Origin of the sequence: Bradyrhizobium sp. SEMIA (assembly GCF_014844175.1) — a bacterium.
GTDB lineage: Bacteria > Pseudomonadota > Alphaproteobacteria > Rhizobiales > Xanthobacteraceae > Bradyrhizobium > Bradyrhizobium arachidis.
The window spans coordinates 1,053,762-1,076,051 of record NZ_CP046601.1 but is presented as its reverse complement, the minus strand read 5'-3'; the positions used below and the strand labels follow the sequence as shown (position 1 = coordinate 1,076,051).

Annotated in this window: 19 protein-coding genes and 1 pseudogene; 17 read left to right on the top strand and 3 right to left on the bottom strand. The window is 64.9% G+C overall.

From position 1 onward, the window contains the following. Nucleotides 1-17 precede the first annotated feature (17 nt). Both FOM02_RS05135 and FOM02_RS05130 read right to left on the bottom strand, forming a co-directional pair. Nucleotides 18-1,577 (bottom strand): glycine betaine ABC transporter substrate-binding protein, encoded by a 1,560-nt coding sequence (locus tag FOM02_RS05135; RefSeq protein WP_027560500.1) that lies wholly within the window; start codon nucleotides 1,575-1,577, stop codon nucleotides 18-20. Then, the gene (locus FOM02_RS05130) at nucleotides 1,574-2,356 is read right to left on the bottom strand and encodes an ABC transporter ATP-binding protein (protein WP_027560499.1); all 783 of its coding nucleotides are present in this window, start codon (nucleotides 2,354-2,356) and stop codon (nucleotides 1,574-1,576) included. The genes FOM02_RS05135 and FOM02_RS05130 overlap by 4 nt, the downstream gene beginning before the upstream one ends. 276 nt (nucleotides 2,357-2,632) lie before the next feature. Between FOM02_RS05130 and FOM02_RS05125 the strand changes: the two genes are divergently transcribed. From FOM02_RS05125 to FOM02_RS05100, 6 genes are all read left to right on the top strand, one after another. Beyond that, on the top strand, nucleotides 2,633-3,451 hold the full coding sequence (locus tag FOM02_RS05125) for an ABC transporter ATP-binding protein (RefSeq protein WP_027560498.1): 819 nt from the start codon (nucleotides 2,633-2,635) through the stop codon (nucleotides 3,449-3,451). Beyond that, the gene (locus tag FOM02_RS05120) at nucleotides 3,451-4,236 is read left to right on the top strand and encodes an ABC transporter permease (RefSeq protein WP_027560497.1); all 786 of its coding nucleotides are present in this window, start codon (nucleotides 3,451-3,453) and stop codon (nucleotides 4,234-4,236) included. Before FOM02_RS05125 ends, FOM02_RS05120 begins: the two co-directional genes overlap by 1 nt. A 101-nt stretch (nucleotides 4,237-4,337) precedes the next feature. Further along, a complete protein-coding gene (locus FOM02_RS05115; protein ID WP_035729316.1) occupies nucleotides 4,338-4,871 on the top strand; it encodes a DUF305 domain-containing protein in 534 nt (177 codons plus the stop codon). 9 nt (nucleotides 4,872-4,880) lie between these two features. Further along, complete coding sequence (locus FOM02_RS05110; protein ID WP_027560495.1) at nucleotides 4,881-6,350, top strand: YncE family protein; 1,470 nt, start codon at nucleotides 4,881-4,883, stop codon at nucleotides 6,348-6,350. Between the two features lie 40 nt (nucleotides 6,351-6,390). Further along, nucleotides 6,391-6,909: a sigma-70 family RNA polymerase sigma factor gene (locus FOM02_RS05105; RefSeq protein WP_027560494.1), complete on the top strand. Its 519-nt coding sequence runs from the start codon at nucleotides 6,391-6,393 to the stop codon at nucleotides 6,907-6,909. Next, nucleotides 6,906-7,679: an anti-sigma factor family protein gene (locus FOM02_RS05100; protein WP_027560493.1), complete on the top strand. Its 774-nt coding sequence runs from the start codon at nucleotides 6,906-6,908 to the stop codon at nucleotides 7,677-7,679. The genes FOM02_RS05105 and FOM02_RS05100 overlap by 4 nt, the downstream gene beginning before the upstream one ends. 73 nt (nucleotides 7,680-7,752) lie before the next feature. Here FOM02_RS05100 and FOM02_RS05095 read toward each other — a convergent pair whose 3' ends face one another. Beyond that, the gene (locus FOM02_RS05095) at nucleotides 7,753-8,202 is read right to left on the bottom strand and encodes a cupin domain-containing protein (protein ID WP_027560492.1); all 450 of its coding nucleotides are present in this window, start codon (nucleotides 8,200-8,202) and stop codon (nucleotides 7,753-7,755) included. Between the two features lie 137 nt (nucleotides 8,203-8,339). Between FOM02_RS05095 and FOM02_RS05090 the strand changes: the two genes are divergently transcribed. From FOM02_RS05090 to FOM02_RS05040, 11 genes and pseudogenes are all read left to right on the top strand, one after another. Continuing rightward, nucleotides 8,340-9,365 carry an ABC transporter substrate-binding protein gene (locus FOM02_RS05090; RefSeq protein ID WP_027560491.1) on the top strand — a complete coding sequence of 342 codons (1,026 nt, stop codon included), beginning with the start codon at nucleotides 8,340-8,342 and terminating at the stop codon, nucleotides 9,363-9,365. A gap of 29 nt (nucleotides 9,366-9,394) precedes the next feature. Then, nucleotides 9,395-10,099, top strand: a complete 705-nt coding sequence (locus FOM02_RS05085) for an NUDIX hydrolase (RefSeq protein WP_027560490.1) — start codon at nucleotides 9,395-9,397, stop codon at nucleotides 10,097-10,099. A 95-nt stretch (nucleotides 10,100-10,194) separates the two neighbouring features. After that, nucleotides 10,195-11,505, top strand: a complete 1,311-nt coding sequence (locus FOM02_RS05080) for an ABC transporter substrate-binding protein (protein ID WP_027560489.1) — start codon at nucleotides 10,195-10,197, stop codon at nucleotides 11,503-11,505. Between the two features lie 30 nt (nucleotides 11,506-11,535). Continuing rightward, on the top strand, nucleotides 11,536-12,306 hold the full coding sequence (locus FOM02_RS05075; RefSeq protein WP_027560488.1) for an ABC transporter ATP-binding protein: 771 nt from the start codon (nucleotides 11,536-11,538) through the stop codon (nucleotides 12,304-12,306). Next, nucleotides 12,306-13,010: an ABC transporter ATP-binding protein gene (locus FOM02_RS05070; RefSeq protein ID WP_027560487.1), complete on the top strand. Its 705-nt coding sequence runs from the start codon at nucleotides 12,306-12,308 to the stop codon at nucleotides 13,008-13,010. The genes FOM02_RS05075 and FOM02_RS05070 overlap by 1 nt, the downstream gene beginning before the upstream one ends. A gap of 5 nt (nucleotides 13,011-13,015) precedes the next feature. Next, complete coding sequence (locus FOM02_RS05065; protein WP_027560486.1) at nucleotides 13,016-13,897, top strand: branched-chain amino acid ABC transporter permease; 882 nt, start codon at nucleotides 13,016-13,018, stop codon at nucleotides 13,895-13,897. Then, nucleotides 13,894-14,913, top strand: a complete 1,020-nt coding sequence (locus tag FOM02_RS05060; protein ID WP_027560485.1) for a branched-chain amino acid ABC transporter permease — start codon at nucleotides 13,894-13,896, stop codon at nucleotides 14,911-14,913. The genes FOM02_RS05065 and FOM02_RS05060 overlap by 4 nt, the downstream gene beginning before the upstream one ends. After that, a complete protein-coding gene (locus FOM02_RS05055; protein ID WP_027560484.1) occupies nucleotides 14,873-15,793 on the top strand; it encodes a polyphosphate kinase 2 family protein in 921 nt (306 codons plus the stop codon). Before FOM02_RS05060 ends, FOM02_RS05055 begins: the two co-directional genes overlap by 41 nt. Nucleotides 15,794-16,778: 985 nt before the next feature. Further along, the gene (locus tag FOM02_RS05050) at nucleotides 16,779-19,109 is read left to right on the top strand and encodes a mechanosensitive ion channel domain-containing protein (protein ID WP_027560483.1); all 2,331 of its coding nucleotides are present in this window, start codon (nucleotides 16,779-16,781) and stop codon (nucleotides 19,107-19,109) included. Between the two features lie 91 nt (nucleotides 19,110-19,200). Then, on the top strand, nucleotides 19,201-20,199 hold the full coding sequence (locus tag FOM02_RS05045; protein ID WP_027560482.1) for a tripartite tricarboxylate transporter substrate-binding protein: 999 nt from the start codon (nucleotides 19,201-19,203) through the stop codon (nucleotides 20,197-20,199). Nucleotides 20,200-20,624: 425 nt separating this feature from the next. Next, a pseudogene (locus FOM02_RS05040) lies at nucleotides 20,625-22,219 on the top strand (NAD-dependent malic enzyme). The last annotated feature ends 71 nt before the right edge of the window (nucleotides 22,220-22,290 follow it).

The window sequence follows — 22,290 nt, the reverse complement described above, 5'->3', positions numbered from 1 at the left end:
CGGCGCAGAGCCTCGCTCTAGCGCCGGCCCACCTTCTCCCACAGCCACTTCGCCACCGCATCGGGTGATGAATTCGCATCATTGCCGCTGGCGCGCAGGTTTGCCTCGCGCATGGTCGCGATGTCGATCTTGCCGAGCAGCGGCTCGAGCGCCGTCTGCAATTTTTCATCGCCGGCGCGCTTTGGCGCGAGCAGCAGGATCGCGTCATAGGGCGGGATCGCGTGCTTGGGATCGTCGAGCACGACGAGGTCGTATTTCGCAATCAGCCCGTCGCTGGTGTAGCCGGCGATGACGTCGACCTCGCCGCTGGCGACCGCGGCATACATGAAGTCGGGCTGCATCTGGCGCTGGGCGCGGAACGAGAGGCCATAGGCCTTTTGCAGCGCCGCCCATTCCGGCCGCGAGAAGAATTCGTAGTCGCCGGCAATCGACATCGTCGGCGCGTGTGCGGCGAGATCGGCGATGCTGCGGATATGAAGCGCCTCGGCGCGCTGCTTCGGCATCACCAGCGCATAGGCGTTCTCGAAGCCGAGCTCGCCGAGCAGGGTGATGTTATCCTTCGCGAGCGCTGTTTTGAGGTCGGCCAACAGTTCCGCCCGCGGCTTAATGTCGGTGCGGTGCAGCTGGTTGGCCCAGAGCGTGCCGGAATAATCGACATAGAGATCGATGTCGCCGGCCTTCAGCGCCTCGAAGATCACACTGGAGCCGAGGCCCGAACGCGCTGTGGCGGTGAGACCGGCGGCCTGGAGGCGGTCGCGGAGCAGGGACGACAGCACGTATTGCTCGGCAAAGGTCTTGGCCCCGACTACATAATTCTGCGGCGAGCGCCCCATCGTCGGCACCAGCGTTGCGGCGACCAGCGCCGCAATTCCAATACCGCCAAGCGCGGTGCGCAGGCGGCGGCGCTGGCGCAGGCCACCTTCGATCAGGCCGAGCAGCTGATCGACCGCGAGCGCCAGCAGCGCCGAGGCAAAGCAGCCGAACAGCACGAACACCCAGTTCTGGGTCTGCAATCCCGCAAAGATGTAGTTGCCGAGGCTGGTCTGCCCGATCGGGGTCGAGAGCGTCGCGGTGCCGATCACCCACACCGCGGCGGTGCGAATGCCCGCCATCATCACCGGCAGCGCCAGCGGCAGCTCGACCATGACGAGCGACTGCCGTGCGGTCATGCCGACGCCCTTGGCGGCCTCGATCAGCGCGGGATCGATGCCGTTGAGGCCGGTGATGCCGTTGCGCAGCACCGGCAGCATGGAATAGAGCGCCAGCGCCAGCATCGCCGGCAGGAAGCCGAAGGCGGAGAAAGAGACGCCGAACCAGGCGAGCGTGACCGAGGCAGCTAGCAGCAGCAGTGGATAAAACAGCGCCAGCAGCGCCAGCCCCGGCACCGTCTGCACGATGCTGGCGAGCGCGAGCAGAACCGCGCGCGGCGCGGGCCGGTTGCGCGTCAGTATCGCGAGCGGCAGGCTGACGGCAAGGCCAAGCGCGAGCGCGGCAAGACTCACCCGCACATGGTTGCCGAGATAGTCCGGCAAATGCGCCAGCGCCTCGCCCCAGCGCGGATCATTGAGGAGGCTCATGCCGCACCGCTCTGCGGCAGCAGCGTGTTCAGCCGCTCGACCTGGCGCCGCGGCGTCCTCAGCAGCTCCAGCACATAGGCATCGCTGCTGTTCGAGAGCTCCGCCGGCGTGCCCTGCGCCAGCAGCTTGCCGCCGCGCATCACCGCGATGCGGTCGGCAAGCAGGATCGCCTCGGTCATGTCATGCGTGATCATGACGGTGGTCAGGCCGAGCTTCTTGTGCAGCGCGCGATAATCGTCGCCGAGCGCATCGCGGGTGAGGGGATCGAGCGCGCCGAACGGCTCGTCCATCAGCACGATGCGCGGGCGTGCCGCGAGCGCCCGCGCCACGCCGACGCGCTGCTGCTGACCGCCCGAGAGCGCTTCGGGGAGGCGGTCGCGATGGGCGCTACGGTCGAGCTGTACGAGCTCCAGCAGCTCGTCGACCCGCACCGCGATATCCGCCGCCGGCGCGCCCAGCAATTTGGGCGTGATCCCGATATTGTCGGCGACACTCAAATGCGGGAACAGCCCGCCGCTCTGGAAGACGTAGCCGATCCGCCGCCGCAGCGCGACCGGATCGACGTTTCGCACGTCCTCGCCCTCGACCGTGATGGTGCCGCCGTCGGCCTCGATCAGCCGGTTGGCGAGCCGCAGCAACGTGGTCTTGCCCGAGCCCGAGCCGCCGACGATCGCTACGAACTCGCCCTCGGCGATATCAAGCGATACGTCGTCGACGGCCTTGAGCGTGCCGAAGCTCTTGGTGACGTGGGCGTAGCTGATGGCCAGCTTGGAAGGCATTCGACGCGGCTCGCTTCTCTTACCCTCCCCTGGAGGGGGAGGGTCGATCGCGCGAAGCGCGAGCGGGGTGGGGTGATCTCTCAACACGGGCACCGCCTCATTGGAGAGCCTGTCACCCCATCCCGTCTCACATTTCGCTGCGCTCATGTGAACCGACCCTCCCCCTCCAGGGGAGGGTAAGAGCACGGCAAGAGCCCATGCGTAGCACGCTTGGCGGCTTGATTGAACTTGGCGGCGCGAGCGGCTAAGGCATCGGGTCAAGTCTGGAGGGAATACATGACAACGCCCACGGCAGTGGCGCTGGAAGATGCCAAGGTTGCGTTCCGGCTCGGGGACGGGCGGGTCTATACGGCGGTGGAGAAGGCGCATCTTACGGTCGCGCAGGGCGAGTTCGTCGCCATCGTCGGGCCCACGGGGTGCGGGAAATCGACGCTGCTCAACGTCGCGGCCGGCCTGCTGAAGCCCGCTGCCGGCAACGTCAAGATATTCGACCGGCCGCTTGCGGGGCTGAACCGGGACGCCGGCTACCTGTTCCAGGCCGACGCGCTGTTCCCCTGGAAGACCGCGCTCGACAATGTCGCGATCGGGCTCGAGATCAAGGGCACGCCGCGCGCCGAGGCGCTGCCAAGGGCGCAGAAATGGCTGACGTCGGTCGGCCTCGGCGCCTTCGCCGGCCGCTATCCGCACATGCTCTCCGGCGGCCAACGCAAGCGCGTGGCGCTGGCGCAGGTGCTGATCCGCGATCCTAAGATCCTGCTGATGGACGAGCCGTTCGGGCCGCTCGATGCGCAGACCCGGCAGGTGATGGGTAATCTGCTGCTCGACCTCTGGAACGCCGACCGCAAGGCCGTGCTGTTCGTCACCCATGACCTGGAAGAGGCGATCGCGCTCGCCGATCGCGTGGTGATCATGTCGGCAGGGCCGTCCTCGCGAATCATCGGCGCCTGGCGCGTGAGCTTGCCGCGCCCGCGCGACATTTTCGAGGTGCGGCTCGACAAGGAGTTCCACGCGCTTCATCGCGAGATCTGGAGCGTGCTGAAGGACGAGGTGATGAAGGGTTACGCGCAGTCCACCCACGCGGCGGAGGCGGTCTGATGTCGCGCCCGACGCTGTTCGCGCTGCAAGTCCTGGTCGCGGTCGTCTGCATCGTGCTGTGGCAGGTGCTGTCGACCGTTCCCGTGTTCGGCAAAATCCTGCTGCCGCCGTTCTTCTTCTCCAACCCGTTCGACGTCTTCAGCCAGATCGTGAAATGGTTCGCCTCCGGCGTGATTTGGAAGCATCTCGGCATCACGCTCGCGGAATCGATCCTCGCCTTCGTGATCGGATCGCTCGGTGGCGTTCTTGTCGGCTTTTGGTTCGCGCGCCAGCCGATCGTTGCCGCGGTGTTCGATCCCTACGTGAAGATGGTCAACGCGTTGCCGCGCGTCGTGCTCGCGCCGATCTTCGCGCTGTGGCTCGGCCTCGGCATCTGGTCCAAGGTCGCGCTCGGGGTGACGCTGGTGTTCTTCATCGTCTTCTTCAACGTCTATCAGGGCGTCAAGGAAGTCAGCCGCACCGTGCTCGATAACGGCCGCATGCTCGGCATGAGCGAGCGGCAGCTGATGCAGCACGTCTATTGGCCCTCGGCGCTGTCCTGGATGTTCTCCTCGCTGCACACCTCGGTCGGTTTCGCCGTGGTCGGCGCGGTCGTCGGCGAATATCTGGGATCGGCGGCGGGGCTCGGCTATCTCATCCAGCAGGCCGAGGGCGTGTTCGACGTCGCCGGCGTGTTCGCCGGCATGTTCGTGCTGTCGGCGTTCGTCATCCTGATCGACTTCGGGGTGACGCTGGTGGAGCGACGGCTGCTGGTGTGGCGGCCGACGGTGGACGGGCGCGGCTAGGCCGGCTCGTTGCCCGCTGACATTTATGTGATTGAGCGGCCGGAATAGAACGGGCGCCCGCGCGTCAAACCCCCATGCAACCACCCGCATGGGAGTTTTCGATGTCCTCCTTACAATTTCGCCGCGCCGTAGCAGCGCTCGCAAGCAGATGTCGATGGCCCAGGCCCGGCCTCGGCACGGCGTTCCTTGCCGCGCGCATTTTGGTCGCATTCGCGGTGCCTCCGCTCGCGTTCGCGCATGAAGCCCATCCAGCCGCCCCGCCGGCCGCGCAAAATGCAGAAGAACGGGCGTTCCTGGAAGAAAACGAAGCCGCCATGACCAAGATGATGAACGACATGACGGTCAAGCCGACCGGCGACGTCGACCGCGACTTCGTCGCGATGATGAACCCGCATCATCAGGGCGCGATCGACATGGCGGTGATCGAACTGCGCTACGGCAAGAACGAGCAGCTGAGGCGCATCGCCCAGGAAATCATCGTCGACCAGATGCAGGAGATCGCGGCCATGAAGCTCGCCATTGGCGAGCCTGCCACGGACACCACGCCTGCTCCAACCCAGTCGGCACCCGTTCCCGTCGCTGCCGGTCATCATCCGGGCATGCAGATGGACATGTCCAATGGAATGAAGAAGTAGGAGCCGCAGATGACCACGTCACCAATCAATATGATGAAGAGCATCTTTCTGGCAGCCTCCATGCTCGCCACGGGCTCTGCCGCATGGGCAGGGCAGGCGCCGGGTGCGCTATCCGCCCCCGATATTCCGGTCAGCCACCACGACCGCGTCTACGCCGCGGAACAGTTCTCGAACACGGTCTCGGTCACCGACCCCGTCGACAACAAGCTGCTTGGCGTAATCCGGCTGGGCGACCCGCAGCCCGGCAATTTCAGCCCGCTGTACAAGGGGCAGGTGCTTGTGCACGGCATGGGCTATTCGCCCGATCACAAGACGCTTGCCGTGGTGTCGATCGGCTCGAATTCGGTGACGTTCATCGATACCGCGACCAACGCGGTCAAGCACACCACTTATGTCGGACGATCGCCGCATGAGGCGTTCTTCACCCCCGACGGCAAGGAGGTCTGGGTCACCGTTCGCGGCGAGAACTACATCTCCGTCATCGACCCCGTCAGCTTCAAGGAGAAGACCCGCATCACGACTCCGAACGGGCCGGGCATGCAGATTTTCTCACCAGACGGTAAGTACGGCTACATCTGCTCGTCGTTCAATCCCGAGACCGACGTCGTCGCGGTGGCCGAGCACAAGATCATTGCCAAGGTGAAGCAGGAAAGTCCGTTCTGTCCGAACATCGCGGCGACGCCCGATGGAAACCAGGTCTGGTTCACGCTGAAGGACGTCGGCCGTACCCAGGTGTTCAACGCCAAGCCCCCGTTCAACGCGATCAAGACGATCGATACCGGTCCAATCACTAATCACGTCAACTTCGCGCACACCACCAAGGGCACGTTCGCCTATGTCACCATCGGCGGACTGAACGAAGTGAAGGTGTTCCGCACCGACGACTTCTCGCTTGTCGCCACGATCCCGGTTGGGAATCTGCCGCACGGCGTGTGGCCGTCCGGCGACGGCACCCGGATCTATGTGGGACTGGAGAACGCCGACGCGCTGGTGGCCATCGACACGGCGACCAACACGGTGGTCGGGAACGTTCCGATCGGCCAGGCGCCGCAGGCGATCGCCTATGTTCCAAATGCTGCGCCCAACCCCGATGACCGCCAGAATCTTCAGGCACTCGGCGTTGCCGGACAGGTGGCTCATCTGTCGCTCGCGTCGAAAGATGGTGCAAAGGACGGCAAGCCGCCGACCAGCGTGTCGCTGTTCGACCAAGGCCTGATTCAGATCTTGCAGGCCTCGGTGACGGGACTGCAGCCCAAGCAGAAATATGTGCTTGCCCTGGCGGAGCATGGCGACGGTAGCGGCCCGCTGCAGCCGCTGGCCGCGTTCATGACCAATCCGGCCGGATCTGCTATCGTCAACGCGGCCGGCCCGATCCGACAGATCGTCGATCAGTCTGCCGCAGCCGCAAAGCGCTACCTGGTGATTGCCGCCGGCGATGCGGCCGCGCCCGGCGAGGCCGTCCAGGTCGAGGCGCAATGACCTCGGCCAAAGCAGCCACGAAGAGGTGACGGAGCGCGTCATGAAGGACATGCTGGTTCAGGTCGAACCGCTGATCCCTGCGCTCCGTCGCTATGCGCGCGCCCTCGTGCGCGACCGCTCGGCGGCTGACGACCTGGTCCAGGATTGCCTGGAGCGCGCCGTCAGCCGCTGGCATCAACGACGCGACGGAAGCGTGCGTGCCTGGCTGTTCACCATCCTCCACAATCTGGCGGTCAGCCAATTCCGCCAGGCCAGAGCGCGAGGCAGGCACATGCCGATCGACGATGCAGGCGAGCAGGAACTCGTCAGTGCGGCAGCACAGGAGCAGAGGCTGATCTATCAGGATGTCCTGAGCAAACTTGCAAAGCTCCCGGAGGAGCAGCGGGCCGTGCTGTTGCTCGTTGGGGTCGAGGATCTTTCCTATGCGGACGCTGCGGCAGTTCTCAACGTCCCGGTCGGTACGGTAATGTCACGCCTCTCGCGCGCGCGGGAGAGGCTGCAACAGGAGATGGATGGCGTTGCACCGGGGAATGTCGTGGCATTGCGGAGCTTGAAATGAACCAGCGGCCGATCACGGAAGACGATCTGCACGCCTATGTGGACCAGGTGCTCGAGCCCGAGCGTCGCGCGGAGGTCGTGTCCTATCTGGATGATCATCCGAATGTCGCCAGCCGCGTTGCCGCCTTCGCCACCCAGCGCGAGCAGCTGCGTGGCGCGCTGGCCTCGATTGCCGACGAGCCACTGCCGGCGGAGCTGAACCTGTCGCACATCATCGAGGGCCGGAAGCGGCGTCCGCTCCGGCTATGGGGTGCGATCGCTGCGATGCTGCTTCTCGGCATTGGCGGCCTCGGCGGATGGACCATGCGCAGCGTGTTGCAGGATGGCTCGAACGGGCTGTCCGCATTGGCGCAGGAGGCGGCCTACTCCTATAACGTCTTTGCACCCGATCGCGTGCGGCCGGTCGAGATAAGGGCGTCCAACAGCGCCGAGCTCACACAGTGGGTCTCCAACCGGCTGAAGCAGGCGGTCAAGGTGCCGGACCTCTCCGTGTCGGGCTATAGGCTGATGGGTGGCCGCCTGGTTCCGACGTCGCATGGTCCGGCCGCGATGTTCATGTACGACGACGATCGCGGCGACCGCCTCGTGGTGCTGACGCGCCCGATGAGCAACCGCAATCTGGATACGCCGATGATGCCGCAATCGACCGGCGATGTTGCGGGCTTCGTGTGGGCGGAGGGCGGCATGGGTTACACGCTCGTCGGCCAGCTTCCGGGGGACACCCTCAAGCCAATCGCAAACGAGATCCGCAAGCAGACGCGCCCGATCTAGCACCGGAATTGACGAAACGGGCCCGCACGGCCGTGCGAGCCCGGGCACTCAGCCACGCTCCGTTTTCGCGGCTTCAATCCAGCAGCTTGGTATCATCAGGCGCCTGCGGCGGCGTCTTGATCGCGATTGCCTTGACCTGGCCGCTGATCGGCTTGGTGCCGCCATGCGCGGTGCCCTTCGGGATGATGACGAGGTCGCCGGGCTTCACCGTGACCTCCTTGTCGCCGAGCCAGATCGTCCCGGTCCCGTCCAGGATGTATTGGATCTCGTTGGTGTTGGGATGCATGTGCTTGGGCACGTTGCCGACCTGGATCGAGATCGTGGCGCCGTCGGCGCTCGCGAACATCTTTGAGCGGAAGCCGACATTGTTGGCGGACCCGAGCGCATCGCCATCCATCTCGCCGGTATGGATGATCTGTGCGGTGATGTTCTCGGCGGCCAGCGCCGGCCGGAGCAGCTGGTTGGCGCCGCATCCTGCGGCAAAGGCGGCGGCGAGCGCGAGCCCGGCAGCAAGGCGATTCATGGATGATCCTCCCCATCAAGACTTGTTGTTGTGGGCCCATGCTATTGCGCCGAAAGGCCGATGGCTAGAGCCCTGAGTTGCGCTTCTCAAGCCGGGTGCGCTGCATTATGGTGCCGCCAGCCGAACGGAGGAAACCAATGAAGAACACGATTGCCAGGCTCGCCGGCGCGCTGCTCGCGCTGACGCTCACCACCGGATTTGCCGCGGCGCAAAGCAAGGTCACCATCGCGGTCGGCGGCGGCGCCTGCCTGTGCTATCTGCCGACGGTGCTGGCCAAGCAGCTCGGCGAATACGAGAAGGCCGGCCTCAATGTCGAGCTGGTCGACCTCAAGGGCGGCTCGGACGCGCTCAAGGCCGTGCTCGGCGGCAGCGCCGACGTCGTCTCCGGCTATTTCGACCATTGCGTCAACCTCGCCGCCAAGAAGCAGGAGCTTCAGTCTTTCGTGGTCTATGACCGCTATCCTGGCCTCGTGCTGGTGGTCGCGCCGTCGCGCACCAATGACATCAAGTCGGTCAAGGACCTCGCCGGCAAGAAGGTCGGCGTCAGCGCGCCCGGCTCGTCTACGGACTTCTTCCTGAAATACATGCTCAAGAAGAACGGGCTTGATCCCACCAGCGCCGCCGTGATCGGCGTCGGCCTCGGCGCCACCGCGGTCGCCGCGATGGAGCAGGGCCAGATCGACGCGGCCGTGATGCTCGATCCCTCCGTGACCGTGCTCCAGGGCAGCCACAAGGATCTGCGCATCCTCTCCGACACCCGCACCCAGAAGGACACGCTCGAGACGTTCGGCGGCGAATATCCCGGCGGCGCGCTGTACTCGACCGCGGCCTGGGTCAACGGCCACGAGAAGGAGACGCAGGCGCTCACCAATGCGATGCTGGCGACGCTCGCCTGGATCCATTCGCATTCGCCCGAGGAGATCATGGCGAAGATGCCGGACGAGATGGTCGGCAAGAACAAGGATCTCTATCTCGCCGCGCTGAAGAACACGATCCCGATGTTCTCCGAAACCGGCAAGATGGACCCGAAGGGCGCCGACGCCGTGCTCGCGGTGTTCAGCGTCGGCTCGCCGGACGTCGCCAATGCCAAGATCGACGTCAGCAAGACCTTCACCAACAAGTTCGTCGACCAGGCCAAGAAGACCACGGGGAGCGCCAAATAACTGACGCGAACGCGTTGTAATCAGGCGTCATGACGTCACCAGCCATTCATCGCGTCACGACGCTTGATCTTGCCGTGCGGCCGATCTCCTGGCCGTTCGCAGAGGAGCGCCGCGCCGAGATCGCGGCGCATTTCGCCGAAAAGCAGCGCGAGCGGCCGAAGATCTGGAACGGCCGCATCCTGCTCGGCCGCGATCCCGTGTTCTCGGATGGCGGTTTCGCCGCGACCTATTCCGAAGTGGATTTCGCAAGCTTCCTCGCCTGGCGCGACTGGGGATTTCCCGATCCTACCGTGTTCAACGGTTTCGGCATGGGGGCGCTGCGCGCCTCCGACGGTGCTTTCATCATGGGCGAAATGGCGCCCCACACCGCCAATGCAGGGCGGATCTATTTCCCCTCGGGCACACCCGATCCGGGCGACGTCAGGGACGGCAGGCTCGATATTCCCGGCAGCGTCGTCCGCGAGCTCGAGGAGGAGACCGGGCTCACGGCCGACGACTATCGGGCCGAAGCGGATTGGCACTGTGTCGTCTCCCACCGCGCGATTGCAATGATCAAGGTGCTCAACCTGGATATGCCGGGCGACGTCGCCCGTGCCCGGATCGAAGCCAATCTCGCGCGCGAGGCCGAGCCGGAGCTGTCGGCCATTCATCTCGTGCGCGGGATGGATGATCTCACGCCGACCATGCCGCGATTTGTCACGGCCTTTATCGCGCAGCAGTTCGCATCGCGTTGATGCGCGAGGCTTGACATCGCTGCGCGCAGCCCATGTGATGGGCCAAAAAGCAAAAGCAACAAGAATGCAATGCACAATCGTCCAGGGAGGTTTAGATGCGCCTGCGCATGGCTGCCCGCTTGGTACGTGGGCTGTTGGTCGCGATAGCAGCGACGGGCTTGGCGGCGTCCGCTGACGCTCAAGAGAAGAAGATCAAGATCGGCGTGATTTTCGACCTGACCGGGCCGCTCGCGGGCGGCGGGTCCGAGCTCGAATATATCGGCACCAAGATCATCCTCGACCAGTTCGGCAAGACCGGCGTCGAGGGCTACAAGATCGAGGCGGTCTATGCCGATGCGCAGAGCAAGCCCGACATCGCCATCAATGAATCCGTCCGCCTGCTCGAGCAAGAGAAGGTCGACCTGGTGCTCGGCTTCTTCTCCTCGGCGCAATGCGTGCCGGTGGCCGCCCGCGTCGAGCAGCTCAAGAAGTTCATGTGGATGACGACCTGCATCTCGTCCGCCGTGTTCAACGAGAAGAACTACAAATACGTGTTCCGTCCGCAGGCGAGCGGCGATCAGTTCGGCATGATGACGATGGACTTCATCGCGCAGAACGCCAAGGAGAAGTTCGGCAAGGAGCCGAAGGATCTGCGCGTCGCCATCATCCACGAGGACGGCTCCTATGGCGTCGATGTCTCCAAAGGCAACGAGGCCGGTGCGAAGAAAGCCGGTTTCAACGTCGTGCTGAAGGAAGGCTATTCGGCGACCGCACCCGATCTCTCCGCGCTGGTGACCAAGCTCAAGCGCGCCAAGCCGGACGTGATCTTCCACACCGGCTACAACCCCGACATCACGCTGCTGCTGCGCCAGGCCCGCGAGCAGGGCCTGAAATTCGGCGCCCTGGTCGGGCATGGCGCCGGCTACGGCGTCTATGAGAAGCTCAAGGAGGGCATGGGCGCGGACGCCAACTACATCTTCAACACCGACCCGATCTCGATCTGGCTCGCCAACCAGAAGACGATGGACCCGAAACTCGCGCCCGTCATCAAGATGGTTGGTGAGGAGTTCGACAAGATCAAGCCTGGCGTTGCCATCCGCTCCGCCCATGTCGGCATCGGCGCGTCCAACACCTACGTGTTCATGAACGACGTGCTGCCGCGCGCGATCAAGAAGTATGGCGGGGTCGATCCGGACGCGCTGCGCAAGGCCGCGCTCGACACCGACATTCCCGAAGGCGGCACCATGCTCGGTTTCGGCGTCAAGTTCTACGGCGAGGGCACGCCGATGGCCGGCCAGAACGAGCGTTCTTTCCCGGTGGTGATCCAGTACATCGACGACAAATCCTCCGTGGTGTGGCCCAAGAGCCAAGCGCAGCGCGACGCCGTGCTGCCGCTGCCGAAGGGCACCACCTACAGCAACCAGTAGCGCAATACTTTTGACAAGGAGAGCGGGGCGGTGCTCGAGGTCAGCGGGCTGGTGAAACGGTTCGGCGGCTTCACTGCCGTCAACAACGTGTCGTTCAAGGTCGAGCAGGGCGAGATCCTCGGCCTGATCGGCCCCAACGGCTCGGGCAAGAGCACGATCTTCAACATGCTCTCCGGCACGCTGGCGCCGACCTCAGGCTCGATCCTGTTCGGCGGCGCCGAGATCGCGGGCCTCGCGCCGCACCGGATCATCAACAGCGGCATCGGCCGCACCTTCCAGATTCCGCGCCCGTTCCGCCGCCTGACCATTTTCGAGAATGTCGCGCTCGCCGGCTTTTACGGCCAGGGCCGCCACAGCCGCGCCACGGCGGAGGAGGCGGCCGAGCGATCGCTCGCCATGGTCGGCCTGCCGACCGATCGACACGCCAGCGTCGATGGCCTCGGCGCCGCCGGCCTGAAGAAGCTCGAACTCGCAAAGGCGCTCGCCACCGCGCCAAAGCTTCTGCTCGCCGACGAAAGCCTCGGCGGCCTCGACGAGGCCGAGATGGATCAGGCTGCCGACATGCTGCGCAACATCCGCGACGAGCTCGGCATCACCATCATCTGGGTCGAGCACATCATGGGCGTCCTGATGCGCGTCGTCGACCGCGTCATGGTGCTCGACCACGGCGAGAAGATCTCGGAAGGGTTGCCGAGCGCGGTCGCCGGCGATCCGCGCGTCATCGAGGTCTATCTCGGCACCGATGCCGAGACCACGCAGGCCGCGGCCGCCGAAGCGCGCCGCCGCGCGGGAGGCCAGTGATGCTGGAGCTCCGCGGCGTCAATGCCGGCTATGGTACGTTCCAGGCGCTGTTCGACGTCAATCTCGACGTGAAGGCCGGCGAGGCGGTCGGCGTCATCGGTCCCAACGGCGCCGGCAAGACCACCCTGATGCGCGTCATCTCCGGCCTGATCCGACCCACGCGCGGATCGATCAGGATGGAGGGCGTCGATGTCGTGGCAACGCCGCCGCACAAGATCGTCAGCCTCGGGATTGCGCATGTGCCCGAGAACCGGCGGCTGTTTCCGCAGCTCACGGTTGACGACAATCTCAAGATGGGCGCCTTCATGAAGGAGGCGCGCGGCCATTATGCCGAGCGGCTTGAGGTCGTGTTCGATCTGTTTCCGCGCCTCAAGGAGCGCCGCCACCAGATGGCCGGCACCATGTCCGGCGGCGAGCAGCAGATGTGCGCGATCGGCCGCGCGATGATGTCCAATCCGAAGCTGCTGCTGCTCGACGAGCCGTCGGCGGGCCTTGCGCCAGTCGTGGTGCAGCAGGTGTTCGAGCTGGTGAAGCGGATCCGCGCCAGCGGGCTGACGGTGCTGATCGTGGAGCAGAACGTGCAGCAGGTGCTGAAGGTGGTCGATCGCGCCTATCTGATCGAGGCGGGCACGATCCGGGCCTCCGGCACCTCGGCCGAGATGCTGGCGAGCGACACGGTCAAGGAAGCGTATCTCGGGGTGTGATGGGCATGCAGGCGTTCCTCGATATTTTCGACATCTACCTGTTGGAGGCCGTGATCAACGGCATCCTGCTCGGCGGCGTGCTGGCGCTGCTCGCACTCGGGCTCAATTTGATCTTCGGCGTCATCGATGTGACCTGGATCTGCTATGCCGAGCTGGTGATGATCGGCATGTACGCCATGTACTTCATGGTGCAGTACTATGGCGTCAGCTATTTCGTCGCGGCACCGCTGACGATCCTGCTGGTCGCGCTGCTCGGTGCCGCGCTGCATTACCTCGTGATCGCGCCGCTGCTCACGGCGCCGCCGATCAACCAGCTGCTCGCGACCGGCGGCGTGCTGTTCGTGCTCCAGAGCTTTGCCACCGTCGCCTTCGGCATCGACTTCCGCAATCTCGGCATCCGCCTGCCGGTGCTCGCCTTCGGCGACATGAATTTCAGCTACGCACGACTGCTCTCGTTTCTCGCGGCGCTGGTCGGCATGGTCGCGGTCTATCTGTTCATGACGCGGACCTTCACCGGCACCGCGATCCGCGCCATCTCGCAGGACCGGCAGATCATGGCGCTGATGGGCGTCGACACCAGGCGCATCTATCTCATCACCTCCGCGATCGGCGGCGGGCTGGCCGGGCTCGCCGCCTGCCTCCTGGTGCTGCAATATGACGTGCATCCCTTCGTCGGCCTCTCGTTCGGACCGATCACCTTCCTGATCTGCGTGCTCGGGGGCCTCGGCAATTTCATCGGCGGCTTCATCGCCGCCTTCGTGTTCGCGGAGATCATCTCGCTCGGCGGCCTGTTCTCCGATCTCGAATGGGGCTATGTGCTCGCCTTCGCCTTCTTCATCGTCATGATGTTCATCCGGCCCGCGGGCCTGCTGGCGAGGCGCCGATGACGGGGCAGGGGCGTCTCGCCGCGTGGGGGATCGGACTGGCGGCGCTGGTCGCGCTGCCGTTCGTCTATCGCGATCCCTATCATCTGCACATCCTGGTGCTGATCCTGATCTGGTCGTTCGCCTACACCTCCTGGTCGATGATGGGACGGTTCGGCCTGGTCTCGCTCGGCCATGGCGGCTTCATGGGGATCGGCGCCTATGTCACCGCGCTGTTGTGGAATCATCTGGGACTGTCGCCCTGGATCGGCATTCCCATCAGCATGGTCGCGGCCGGCGCGCTGGCGCTGATCGTCGGCTATCCCTGTTTCCGCTTCCGCATCACCGGGCACTATTTCGTGCTGGTGACGCTGGCGCTGTCGGGCATCGTGCTCCAGGTCATCACCGCGACGCGCGACTATACCGGCGGCTCGCTCGGCTACACGCCGAACCGGGCCTCCGGCAACAAGCTCTTGGCGCTGCAATTCGACGACAAGACCACCTGGTACCTGATCGCGCTCGCGGTCTGGCTGTTCGGCATCGTGGCCTGGCACTGGGTCGACCGCAGCATGGCGCGCTATGCGCTGGAGGCGATTTCGGAGGACGAGGACGCCGCCGCCGCCGCCGGTGTCAACGTCACCGCGGAGAAGCTCAAGATCACGCTGCTCAGCGCGCTGATGACGGCGCTCGCCGGCGCGATCTACTGCCAGTACCAGATGTTCATCACGCCCGACACGGTCAGCGGCATCGCGGTGTCGCTCCAGATGGTGTTCGCCGCCATCGTCGGCGGCCTGTTCGTCTCGCTCGGTCCGACCTTCGGCGCCATCATCACGATCCTGCTGGCCGAGACCCTGCGCATCGGCTTCGGCACCAAGGCGGTTGGCTGGGACAACCTCGTCTATGGCGTGCTGCTCGTGCTCTTCATCATATTCCTTCCCAAGGGTATCCTTGGTAGCTTGCTCGACCGATTGAAGCCCCAACGCAAGGTGCCCCGCGCTCATGAGCAAGAAGCCGTCCAAATCGCTCGCCCAGGAACTTGACCGCTACATCACGCCCTTCCGTTACGACGGATCGGGCAAGTTTCACCTCAAGGACTACAAGACCAACGAGAAGGGCGATCTCGACAAGGAGAAGGCGCAGGAGATCCTCGACGCCAACAAGAAGCGGCTGGTCGAATTCCAGGAGAAGCTCTACGCCCAGGACCGCTGGTCGCTGCTGATCGTGTTCCAGGCCATGGACGCGGCCGGCAAGGACAGCGCCATCAAGGCGATCTTCGAGGGCATCAATCCGCAGGGCTGCGAGGTCACCGCCTTCAAGGCGCCGAGCAGCAAGGAGCTCGACCACGACTTCCTCTGGCGTCATGTCGTCGCGCTGCCCGAGCGCGGCCATATCGGCATCTTCAATCGCTCGCATTACGAGGAATGCCTGGTGACGCGCGTGCACCCGGAGATCCTCGCCAAGGAGAAGCTGCCGGAAAAGCTCGTGACCAAGAACATCTGGAAGGAGCGGTTCGAGGACATCTCCGCCTTCGAGCGTTACCTGGCGCGCAACGGCACCGTGGTGCTGAAGTTCTTCCTCAACCTCTCCAAGGACGAACAGCGCGACCGTTTTCTCGACCGGCTGGAGATTCCGTCCAAGCAGTGGAAGTTCTCCATGGACGACATCAAGGAGCGCGCTCTGTGGCCGCGCTACCAGGCGGTGTATCAGGACATCGTCCGCCACACGTCGACGCCGCACGCGCCCTGGTACGTCGTGCCGGCCGACCACAAATGGTTCGCGCGCGTCGTGATCGGCTCGGTGATCAATGCTGCGCTCGAAAAGCTCGACCTGCGCTTCCCGCGCGCCGACAAGGCTTCGCTCGAGGAATTCAAGGCCGTACGCAAGGCGCTGGAGAAGGAGGGCAAGGGCGGCAAGAAGTGACGGTGAGCGGCGGCGCCAGCACATGTCAGAACAAAAAATCGAAAACAACCCCATGCACAGTAGCCGGCGATAGCTGGGTCAACGGTTTGGCGATGTAGGTGAAGGTCATTGCGGATTTTTCGAAATTAAATTGACGCGTCGGGCAAAACAGGGGTATGGTGTCATCATCGCAGCAGGTCGCGTTCGGATCTCGTAGGGTGGGCAAAGCGCAAGCGTGCCCACGCATTTTTGCGACCTGAGAGAGTTGGTGGGCACGGCGCAAGTGCGCCTCTGCCCACCCTACGATTGCGGTGTGAGTCGATCGTTCGTAGCCTCGTTCGATCAGGAGCGCTCGACGCGAGATCGTTGCTACCGTTGCGGCCTAAGGAACTCGCGTTAAATGTGATCCCTGCGCCATTGATCCTGCTTGACAGTTTTGTGGCACGGGAGGAGCATCCTTACGGTCGCAAACAAGCGACGCCCAACGTCCACATCAGAGCAAGGGGAGGTCTATGACTCCACCTCCGCAAATCCAGCCGCGTTAATTGCGATGGAGCTCGTTCGGACTATCGCATAGCGGCGAAAACCGCGAACGGCACGCCGGGACAAGGTTTAGCGGGCTGCATCAGTGAGGCAAGGCCCCTACCGTCCCGGCGCTGTATTCGATAGCGCCTTGATAGTGCGCTGAGCGCAGCGGATGGCCGACGAGGCCGACCGGCGTGTTTGACATCCTGTTTTCTCTCTCCTCCTCCTCGCCGTCATTCCGGGCCGACTCCCGGAATGACGGGAGAGTTTTGGCGCGTGTCTCACGGCGAAGACGGCCCGCGGCCGCACGGAAGCTCGCAGTTCCCATTCCTGCACTGCGGCAAATGCCAAGAGAATGTCGCCACATTGGCCAACTTCCGACACAGCGCCGGGGCGAATGACAGCGGTCCGACATGACGCAGTGCTTCGGCGGTGACGATGCCGACTCCGCCGGCGCATTCATTTTTTCCAGGGAATCATCGTGTCGCATAAGCTTGCCCCGGCGGTCCTCGCCGCTCTCTTCCTCGCGATCTCGTCTTTCTGTGGCGCCCACGCCGAGCCGGCTGCTCCGGCCGCCAACCAGGCGGCCGCGCTGTCGCCTGACGAGGCGAAGCGCGCGCTGGAGACGCTCCAGGACGACAAGAAGCGCGCGCAGATGATCGACACGTTGCGCGCGATCGCGAACGCATCCGGCCCACAGCAGCCCGCGCCCGAGCAGAAGTCGCCGATACCGCTCTCGGCGGACGGTCTCGGCGCGCAACTCCTGCTCACGGTGTCGGAGCAGATCGGCGACATCTCGCGCGAGATCGCCAGCGTGGCGCGGACGCTGACGCATTTCCCCGCGTTCTATTACTGGATCGTGCGCACCGCCAACGATCCCGCCGCCTACAATCTCCTGATCGAGATCGCCTGGAAGCTTGCATTGGTGCTCGGCTGCGCGCTTGCGGCGGAATGGGTGATCTTCCGCCTGATCCGGCGTCCGGTGGCATTCCTCGAGGGGCGCGTGCCGCATACCGCGCGCCTGCCGGTGCAGGCGCTGCCGATCGCCGATCCGCCATCGTCGGTGGCCGACGTGACGCCGGCGCCTGAATTGCAGAAGCGACGCCATAGCCTGGCGCGGGTCTGGCAATTGCTGCTGCGGCTGCCCTTCGTGCTCGGCCGCCTCCTGCTCGAGCTGCTTCCGGTGTTCGTCTTCATCGGCGTCGCGACCGCCTTGCTCGGCACCGAGATCGGCGATCCCGTCACGGTCCGCTTCGTGATCCTTGCGGTCGTCAACGCCTATGCATTCTCGCGCGGGCTCATCTGCGTGGTCCGCGCGCTGGCCGGGCCATTCGGCCTGTTTCCGGTGCGCGCCGAGACCGCGGCCTATATCGAGATCTGGGCACGCCGCATCGTCGGCGTCGGCGTCTCTGGCATCGCCTTTGCCAATGTGGCGCTGCTGCTCGGGCTGCACCGCGCCGGCTACGCCGCGCTGCTGCGCATGGTGATGCTGGTCGTGCATCTCTTCGTCGTCGTCATCATCCTGCAATGCCGCCGCCAGGTCGCCGATTCCATCCGTGCGCCGGCCGACCGGCAGGGCATCGCTGCGCGCCTGCGCAACCGCATCGCTGCCGGCTGGCACTACCTCGCCATCGCGCTCGATCTCGCATTGTGGGCGGTGTGGGCGCTCAACATCCGCAACGGCTATTCGCTGCTGCTGCAATATTTCGTCGGCACCATCGTGGTGGCGCTGATCACCCGCGTCGCCATCATGGTGACCTTGAGCCTGATCGACCGCGGCTTCCGCATCAGGCCGGAGATCCTCCAGCGTTTTCCGGGCCTCGAGGTCCGCGCCAACCGCTATCTGCCGCTGCTGCGCAGGATCGTCTCCGGCGTGATCGCCTTCATCGGCTTCGTCGCCGTGCTCGAAGTCTGGGGCGTCGATGCCATCGTCTGGTTCTATGGCGGTCAGATCGGCAGCCGGCTGATCTCGGCCGTGGTGACGATCGGCCTGGCCGTGTTCATCGCGGCAGCCATCTGGGAAGCCAGCAACGCACTGCTGGACCGCCAGATCAACTCGCTGTCGCGCGACGGGCACTATGCCCGTGCCGCGCGCCTGCGCACCTTCCAGCCGATGCTGCGAACTGCCTTGCTCTGCCTGATCGCCACCGTCGTCGGCCTCACCGCGCTGAGCGAGATCGGCGTCAATGTCGCCCCGCTGCTGGCCGGCGCCGGCATCGTCGGCATCGCGATCGGCTTCGGCTCGCAGAAGCTGGTGCAGGATCTCATCACCGGCCTGTTCCTGCTGCTGGAGAACACGGTCCAGGTCGGCGACACCGTCAGCGTCTCGGGGCTCTCTGGCGTCGTCGAGAACGTCTCGATCCGCACCATCCGCCTGCGCGCCGGCGACGGCGCCGTGCACATCGTGCCGTTCAGCGCGGTCACCACCATCACCAATGCCAGCCGCGGCGCCGGCAACGCCTCGGTCAGCGTCAATGTCGCCTACAAGGAGGACACCGACCGCGCCGGCCAGATCCTCAAGGACATCGTCGACGAGATGCGGCGCGAGCCGGAGTTTCGCGCGGCGATCCGCGGCGATCTCGATCTGTGGGGCATCGACAAGGTCGACGGCGCCATGGTGTCGATTGTCGGCCAGATCCGCTGCACCGAGGCCGGCCGCTGGCCGGTCCAGCGCGAGTTCAACCGCCGCATGAAGCTGCGCTTCCAGGAGCACGGCATCGAGATCGCGTCCCCAGTCCAGACCATCTTGATGCAGATCGCGCCACCTGCGGATAGTGCCGCCAATCTGACGCCGCGGCGGGCGGCTGGATAATTTCTGGGCTTGCCTCGGCCAGCGCGGCAGCGTTCACTCCGGCTCCAACCCGCTGACAACATGCGGGCGGCAAAAAGGGTGGGAGAGAACGATGCGGGGGCTGTGGGCCGGATTACGCGGTCATGTGATCGTCATCTGCGCGCTGATTGGATGCGCGTCGTGGACCGCGCCAGCGAGTGCGCAGCCATTCCCGTCGCGTCCCATCACCCTCGTCGTGCCGTTCGCGGCTGGCGGCCCGACCGATACGCTGGCGCGGATCCTGTCGGAGCGGATCGCCGCCGAACTGCACGCCACGGTCGTGGTCGAGAACGTCGCCGGCGCCTCCGGCAGCATCGCCGGTGCCCGCGTCGCGCGCGCGACGCCTGATGGTACGACCATTACGATCGGCCATTGGGGCACGCATGTGCTCAACGGCGCGATCTTCAAGCTGCCCTATGATCTGCTCGCCGATTTCGAGCCGGTGGCGACCATCGCGATGGGCACGCAGCTCATCGTTGGCCGCAAGTCGCTCGAGGCCAACAATCTGAAAGAGATGATCGCCTGGCTGAAGGCCAATTCCGGCAAGGCCACCGCCGGCACGGCCGGTGCGGGCACCGGCGCGCATGTCGCCGGCGTGTTCTTCAAGGAGAAGACCGGCACCGATTTCCAGTTCGTGCCCTATCGCGGCGCAGGGCCCGCCATGATCGATCTCGTCGCCGGCCAGATCGACATCATGTTCGACCAGGCCTCGAACTCGCTGCCGCAATACAAGAACGGCGCGATCAAGGCCTTTGCGGTGACCTCGCCGACACGGCTTGTCTCCGCGCCTGACATCCCGACCGTCGACGAGGCGGGGCTGCCCGGTCTCTACATCTCCTACTGGCATGGCATCTGGGCACCGAAGAACACGCCGAAAGATATTGTCACAAAGCTCAACGCGGCGATCGTCACGGTTCTTGCGGATCCCGCCGTCAAGCAGCGCTTCACTGAGCTCGGGCAGGAGATTCCGCCGTCCGATCAGCAGACGCCCGCGGCACTCGCGGCGTTCCAGAAGGCCGAGATCGAGAAATGGTGGCCGATCGTCAAGGCCGCGGATATCAAGCCGGAATAGCGTTGTCGCCGTATAGTCCTTCGTCTTCCTGATGGTTTGTGAGGTTTTTCTCGTCATTCCGGGGCGCGCGTCAGCGCGAGCCCGGAATCCATTGCGGCGGCGGTATCTGCGGATCGATGGATTCCGGGTTCGCGACTTCGTCGCGCCCCGGGGAATGACGGGGGGAGAGGGCAGGCCGCCCCTCAATCCCTCATCATCAGGAGCAAAAACGTCGCCGTGTTAACTTGCGCGCGCAACTGCGGATCGTTCTCGAAAACCTCGCTGCGGTGCGAGATCACAATCGATGCCGGGATGCCTGCGTCCTTGATCTCGGGTGAGCACTGGCCGACAATGGCCGCCCTTCAATAAGAAACTCCCTGGGGGAATTCGTGAATAGACCTGCTCGGGTCAGCGCCCATTCGACATCATCCGACGCCGCGCACGGCATGACGCTGCTGCGCGATCCCCTGCTCAACAAGGGCACCGCCTTCACCGAAGCGGAGCGCGCGCGCTCGGCCTGCGCGGCTTGTTGCCGCCCTGCGTGCTGACGATGGAGACGCAAGCCGAGCGCGTGCTCACCAACCTCCGCACCCTGCCGACGGACCTCGAAAAATACGTCGCGCTGAACGCGCTGCATGACCGCAACGAGGCGCTGTTCTTCCGCGTCGTCGTCGACAACATCGACGAGATCCAGCCGATCATCTACACGCCGACGGTCGGGCTCGCCTGCCAGAAATACGGCCTGATCTTCCAGCGGCCGCGCGGCATGTTCATCTCCTCGCGCGATCGCGGCCAGATCGCGGAGATCCTGAAGAACTGGCCCTATCCGGCCCAGCTGATCGTCGTCACCGACGGCGAGCGCATCCTTGGCCTCGGCGATCTCGGCGCCAACGGCATGGGCATTCCGGTCGGAAAACTCTCGCTCTATTCCGCCTGCGCCGGCGTGCACCCCGAGCAATGCCTGCCGATCGTGCTCGACGTCGGCACCAACAATGAAGAGCTCTTGAACGATCCCTATTATCTCGGTCTGCGCGAGCGGCGGCTCACGGGCGAGGCCTATGACAGCTTCGTCGACGAGTTCATGCAGGCTGCGCGGAAGACGTTCCCGGGCGTGCTGATCCAGTTCGAGGATTTCGCCAATCACTCCGCGTTCAAGCTGCTGCACAAATACCGGGATGAGGCCTGCGTCTTCAACGACGACATCCAGGGCACCGCGGCGGTGGCGCTCGCGGGCCTGTTCTCGGCGCTGCGTGTCTCCGGCGGCAAGCTCAGGGATCAGCGCATCCTGTTCCTCGGCGCGGGCGAAGCGGCGACCGGCATCGCCGATCTCGTGGTCTCCGCCATGGTGGCGGAGGGCGCAACGGAAGCCGACGCGCTCCGCCGCAACTGGCTGGTGGATTCCCGCGGCCTGGTCGTTGGCGGCCGTGACGGCCTTCACGGCCACAAGCTGCGCTATGCCCATGCGGGCCAGGCGCCGATCGCCGACTTCCTCACCGCCATCAAGACGCTGAAGCCGACGGCGATCATCGGCGTTGCCGCGGTCGGCGGCGCCTTCACGCCCGACGTGCTCAAGGCGATGGCCGAGCTCAACGAGCAGCCGATCGTGTTCGCGCTCTCCAACCCGACCTCGAAGGCCGAATGCTCGGCGGAGGATGCCTACCGCTACACCGAGGGCCGCGCGCTGTTCGCCTGCGGCAGCCCGTATGATCCGGTGAAGCTGAGCGGCCGCACCTTCGTGCCGCGCCAGGGCAACAACTCCTACATCTTCCCGGGCGTCGGTCTCGGCGTCATCGCCAGCCGTTCGCGCCTGGTGACGGACGAGATGTTCATGGCGGCCGCCCATACGCTCGCCGACTGCGTCGGCAAGGAGGACCTCGCGCAAGGCAGCCTCTACCCGGCGCTGCCCCGCATCCGCGAGGTCTCGGCGCGGATTGCGGCGGCTGTGGCCGACGTTGCCTATCAGCGCGGGCTCGCGGAGGGACCGGCGCCGAACGACGTCAAGGCGCTGGTGCAGTCGCAGATGTACGAGCCGGCGTACTGAGGCTCACAATTCAAGCCGAACTTGTGGAGGCGGCCCCTCACCCCACCCTCTCCCCGTAAGAACGGGGCGAG

Excerpts from the sequence above, each read along its gene's own strand:
- FOM02_RS05125 (WP_027560498.1), top strand. The coding sequence starts at position 2,633 with ATGACAACGCCCACGGCAGTGGCGCTGGAAGATGCCAAGGTTGCGTTC.
- FOM02_RS05100 (WP_027560493.1), top strand. The coding sequence starts at position 6,906 with ATGAACCAGCGGCCGATCACGGAAGACGATCTGCACGCCTATGTGGAC.
- FOM02_RS05135 (WP_027560500.1), bottom strand. The coding sequence starts at position 1,577 with ATGAGCCTCCTCAATGATCCGCGCTGGGGCGAGGCGCTGGCGCATTTG.
- FOM02_RS05085 (WP_027560490.1), top strand. The coding sequence starts at position 9,395 with ATGACGTCACCAGCCATTCATCGCGTCACGACGCTTGATCTTGCCGTG.
- FOM02_RS05070 (WP_027560487.1), top strand. The coding sequence starts at position 12,306 with ATGCTGGAGCTCCGCGGCGTCAATGCCGGCTATGGTACGTTCCAGGCG.
- FOM02_RS05065 (WP_027560486.1), top strand. The coding sequence starts at position 13,016 with ATGCAGGCGTTCCTCGATATTTTCGACATCTACCTGTTGGAGGCCGTG.
- FOM02_RS05110 (WP_027560495.1), top strand. The coding sequence starts at position 4,881 with ATGACCACGTCACCAATCAATATGATGAAGAGCATCTTTCTGGCAGCC.
- FOM02_RS05130 (WP_027560499.1), bottom strand. The coding sequence starts at position 2,356 with ATGCCTTCCAAGCTGGCCATCAGCTACGCCCACGTCACCAAGAGCTTC.
- FOM02_RS05045 (WP_027560482.1), top strand. The coding sequence starts at position 19,201 with ATGCGGGGGCTGTGGGCCGGATTACGCGGTCATGTGATCGTCATCTGC.
- FOM02_RS05095 (WP_027560492.1), bottom strand. The coding sequence starts at position 8,202 with ATGAATCGCCTTGCTGCCGGGCTCGCGCTCGCCGCCGCCTTTGCCGCA.
- FOM02_RS05120 (WP_027560497.1), top strand. The coding sequence starts at position 3,451 with ATGTCGCGCCCGACGCTGTTCGCGCTGCAAGTCCTGGTCGCGGTCGTC.
- FOM02_RS05105 (WP_027560494.1), top strand. The coding sequence starts at position 6,391 with ATGAAGGACATGCTGGTTCAGGTCGAACCGCTGATCCCTGCGCTCCGT.
- FOM02_RS05090 (WP_027560491.1), top strand. The coding sequence starts at position 8,340 with ATGAAGAACACGATTGCCAGGCTCGCCGGCGCGCTGCTCGCGCTGACG.
- FOM02_RS05060 (WP_027560485.1), top strand. The coding sequence starts at position 13,894 with ATGACGGGGCAGGGGCGTCTCGCCGCGTGGGGGATCGGACTGGCGGCG.
- FOM02_RS05055 (WP_027560484.1), top strand. The coding sequence starts at position 14,873 with ATGAGCAAGAAGCCGTCCAAATCGCTCGCCCAGGAACTTGACCGCTAC.
- FOM02_RS05080 (WP_027560489.1), top strand. The coding sequence starts at position 10,195 with ATGCGCCTGCGCATGGCTGCCCGCTTGGTACGTGGGCTGTTGGTCGCG.
- FOM02_RS05115 (WP_035729316.1), top strand. The coding sequence starts at position 4,338 with ATGTCCTCCTTACAATTTCGCCGCGCCGTAGCAGCGCTCGCAAGCAGA.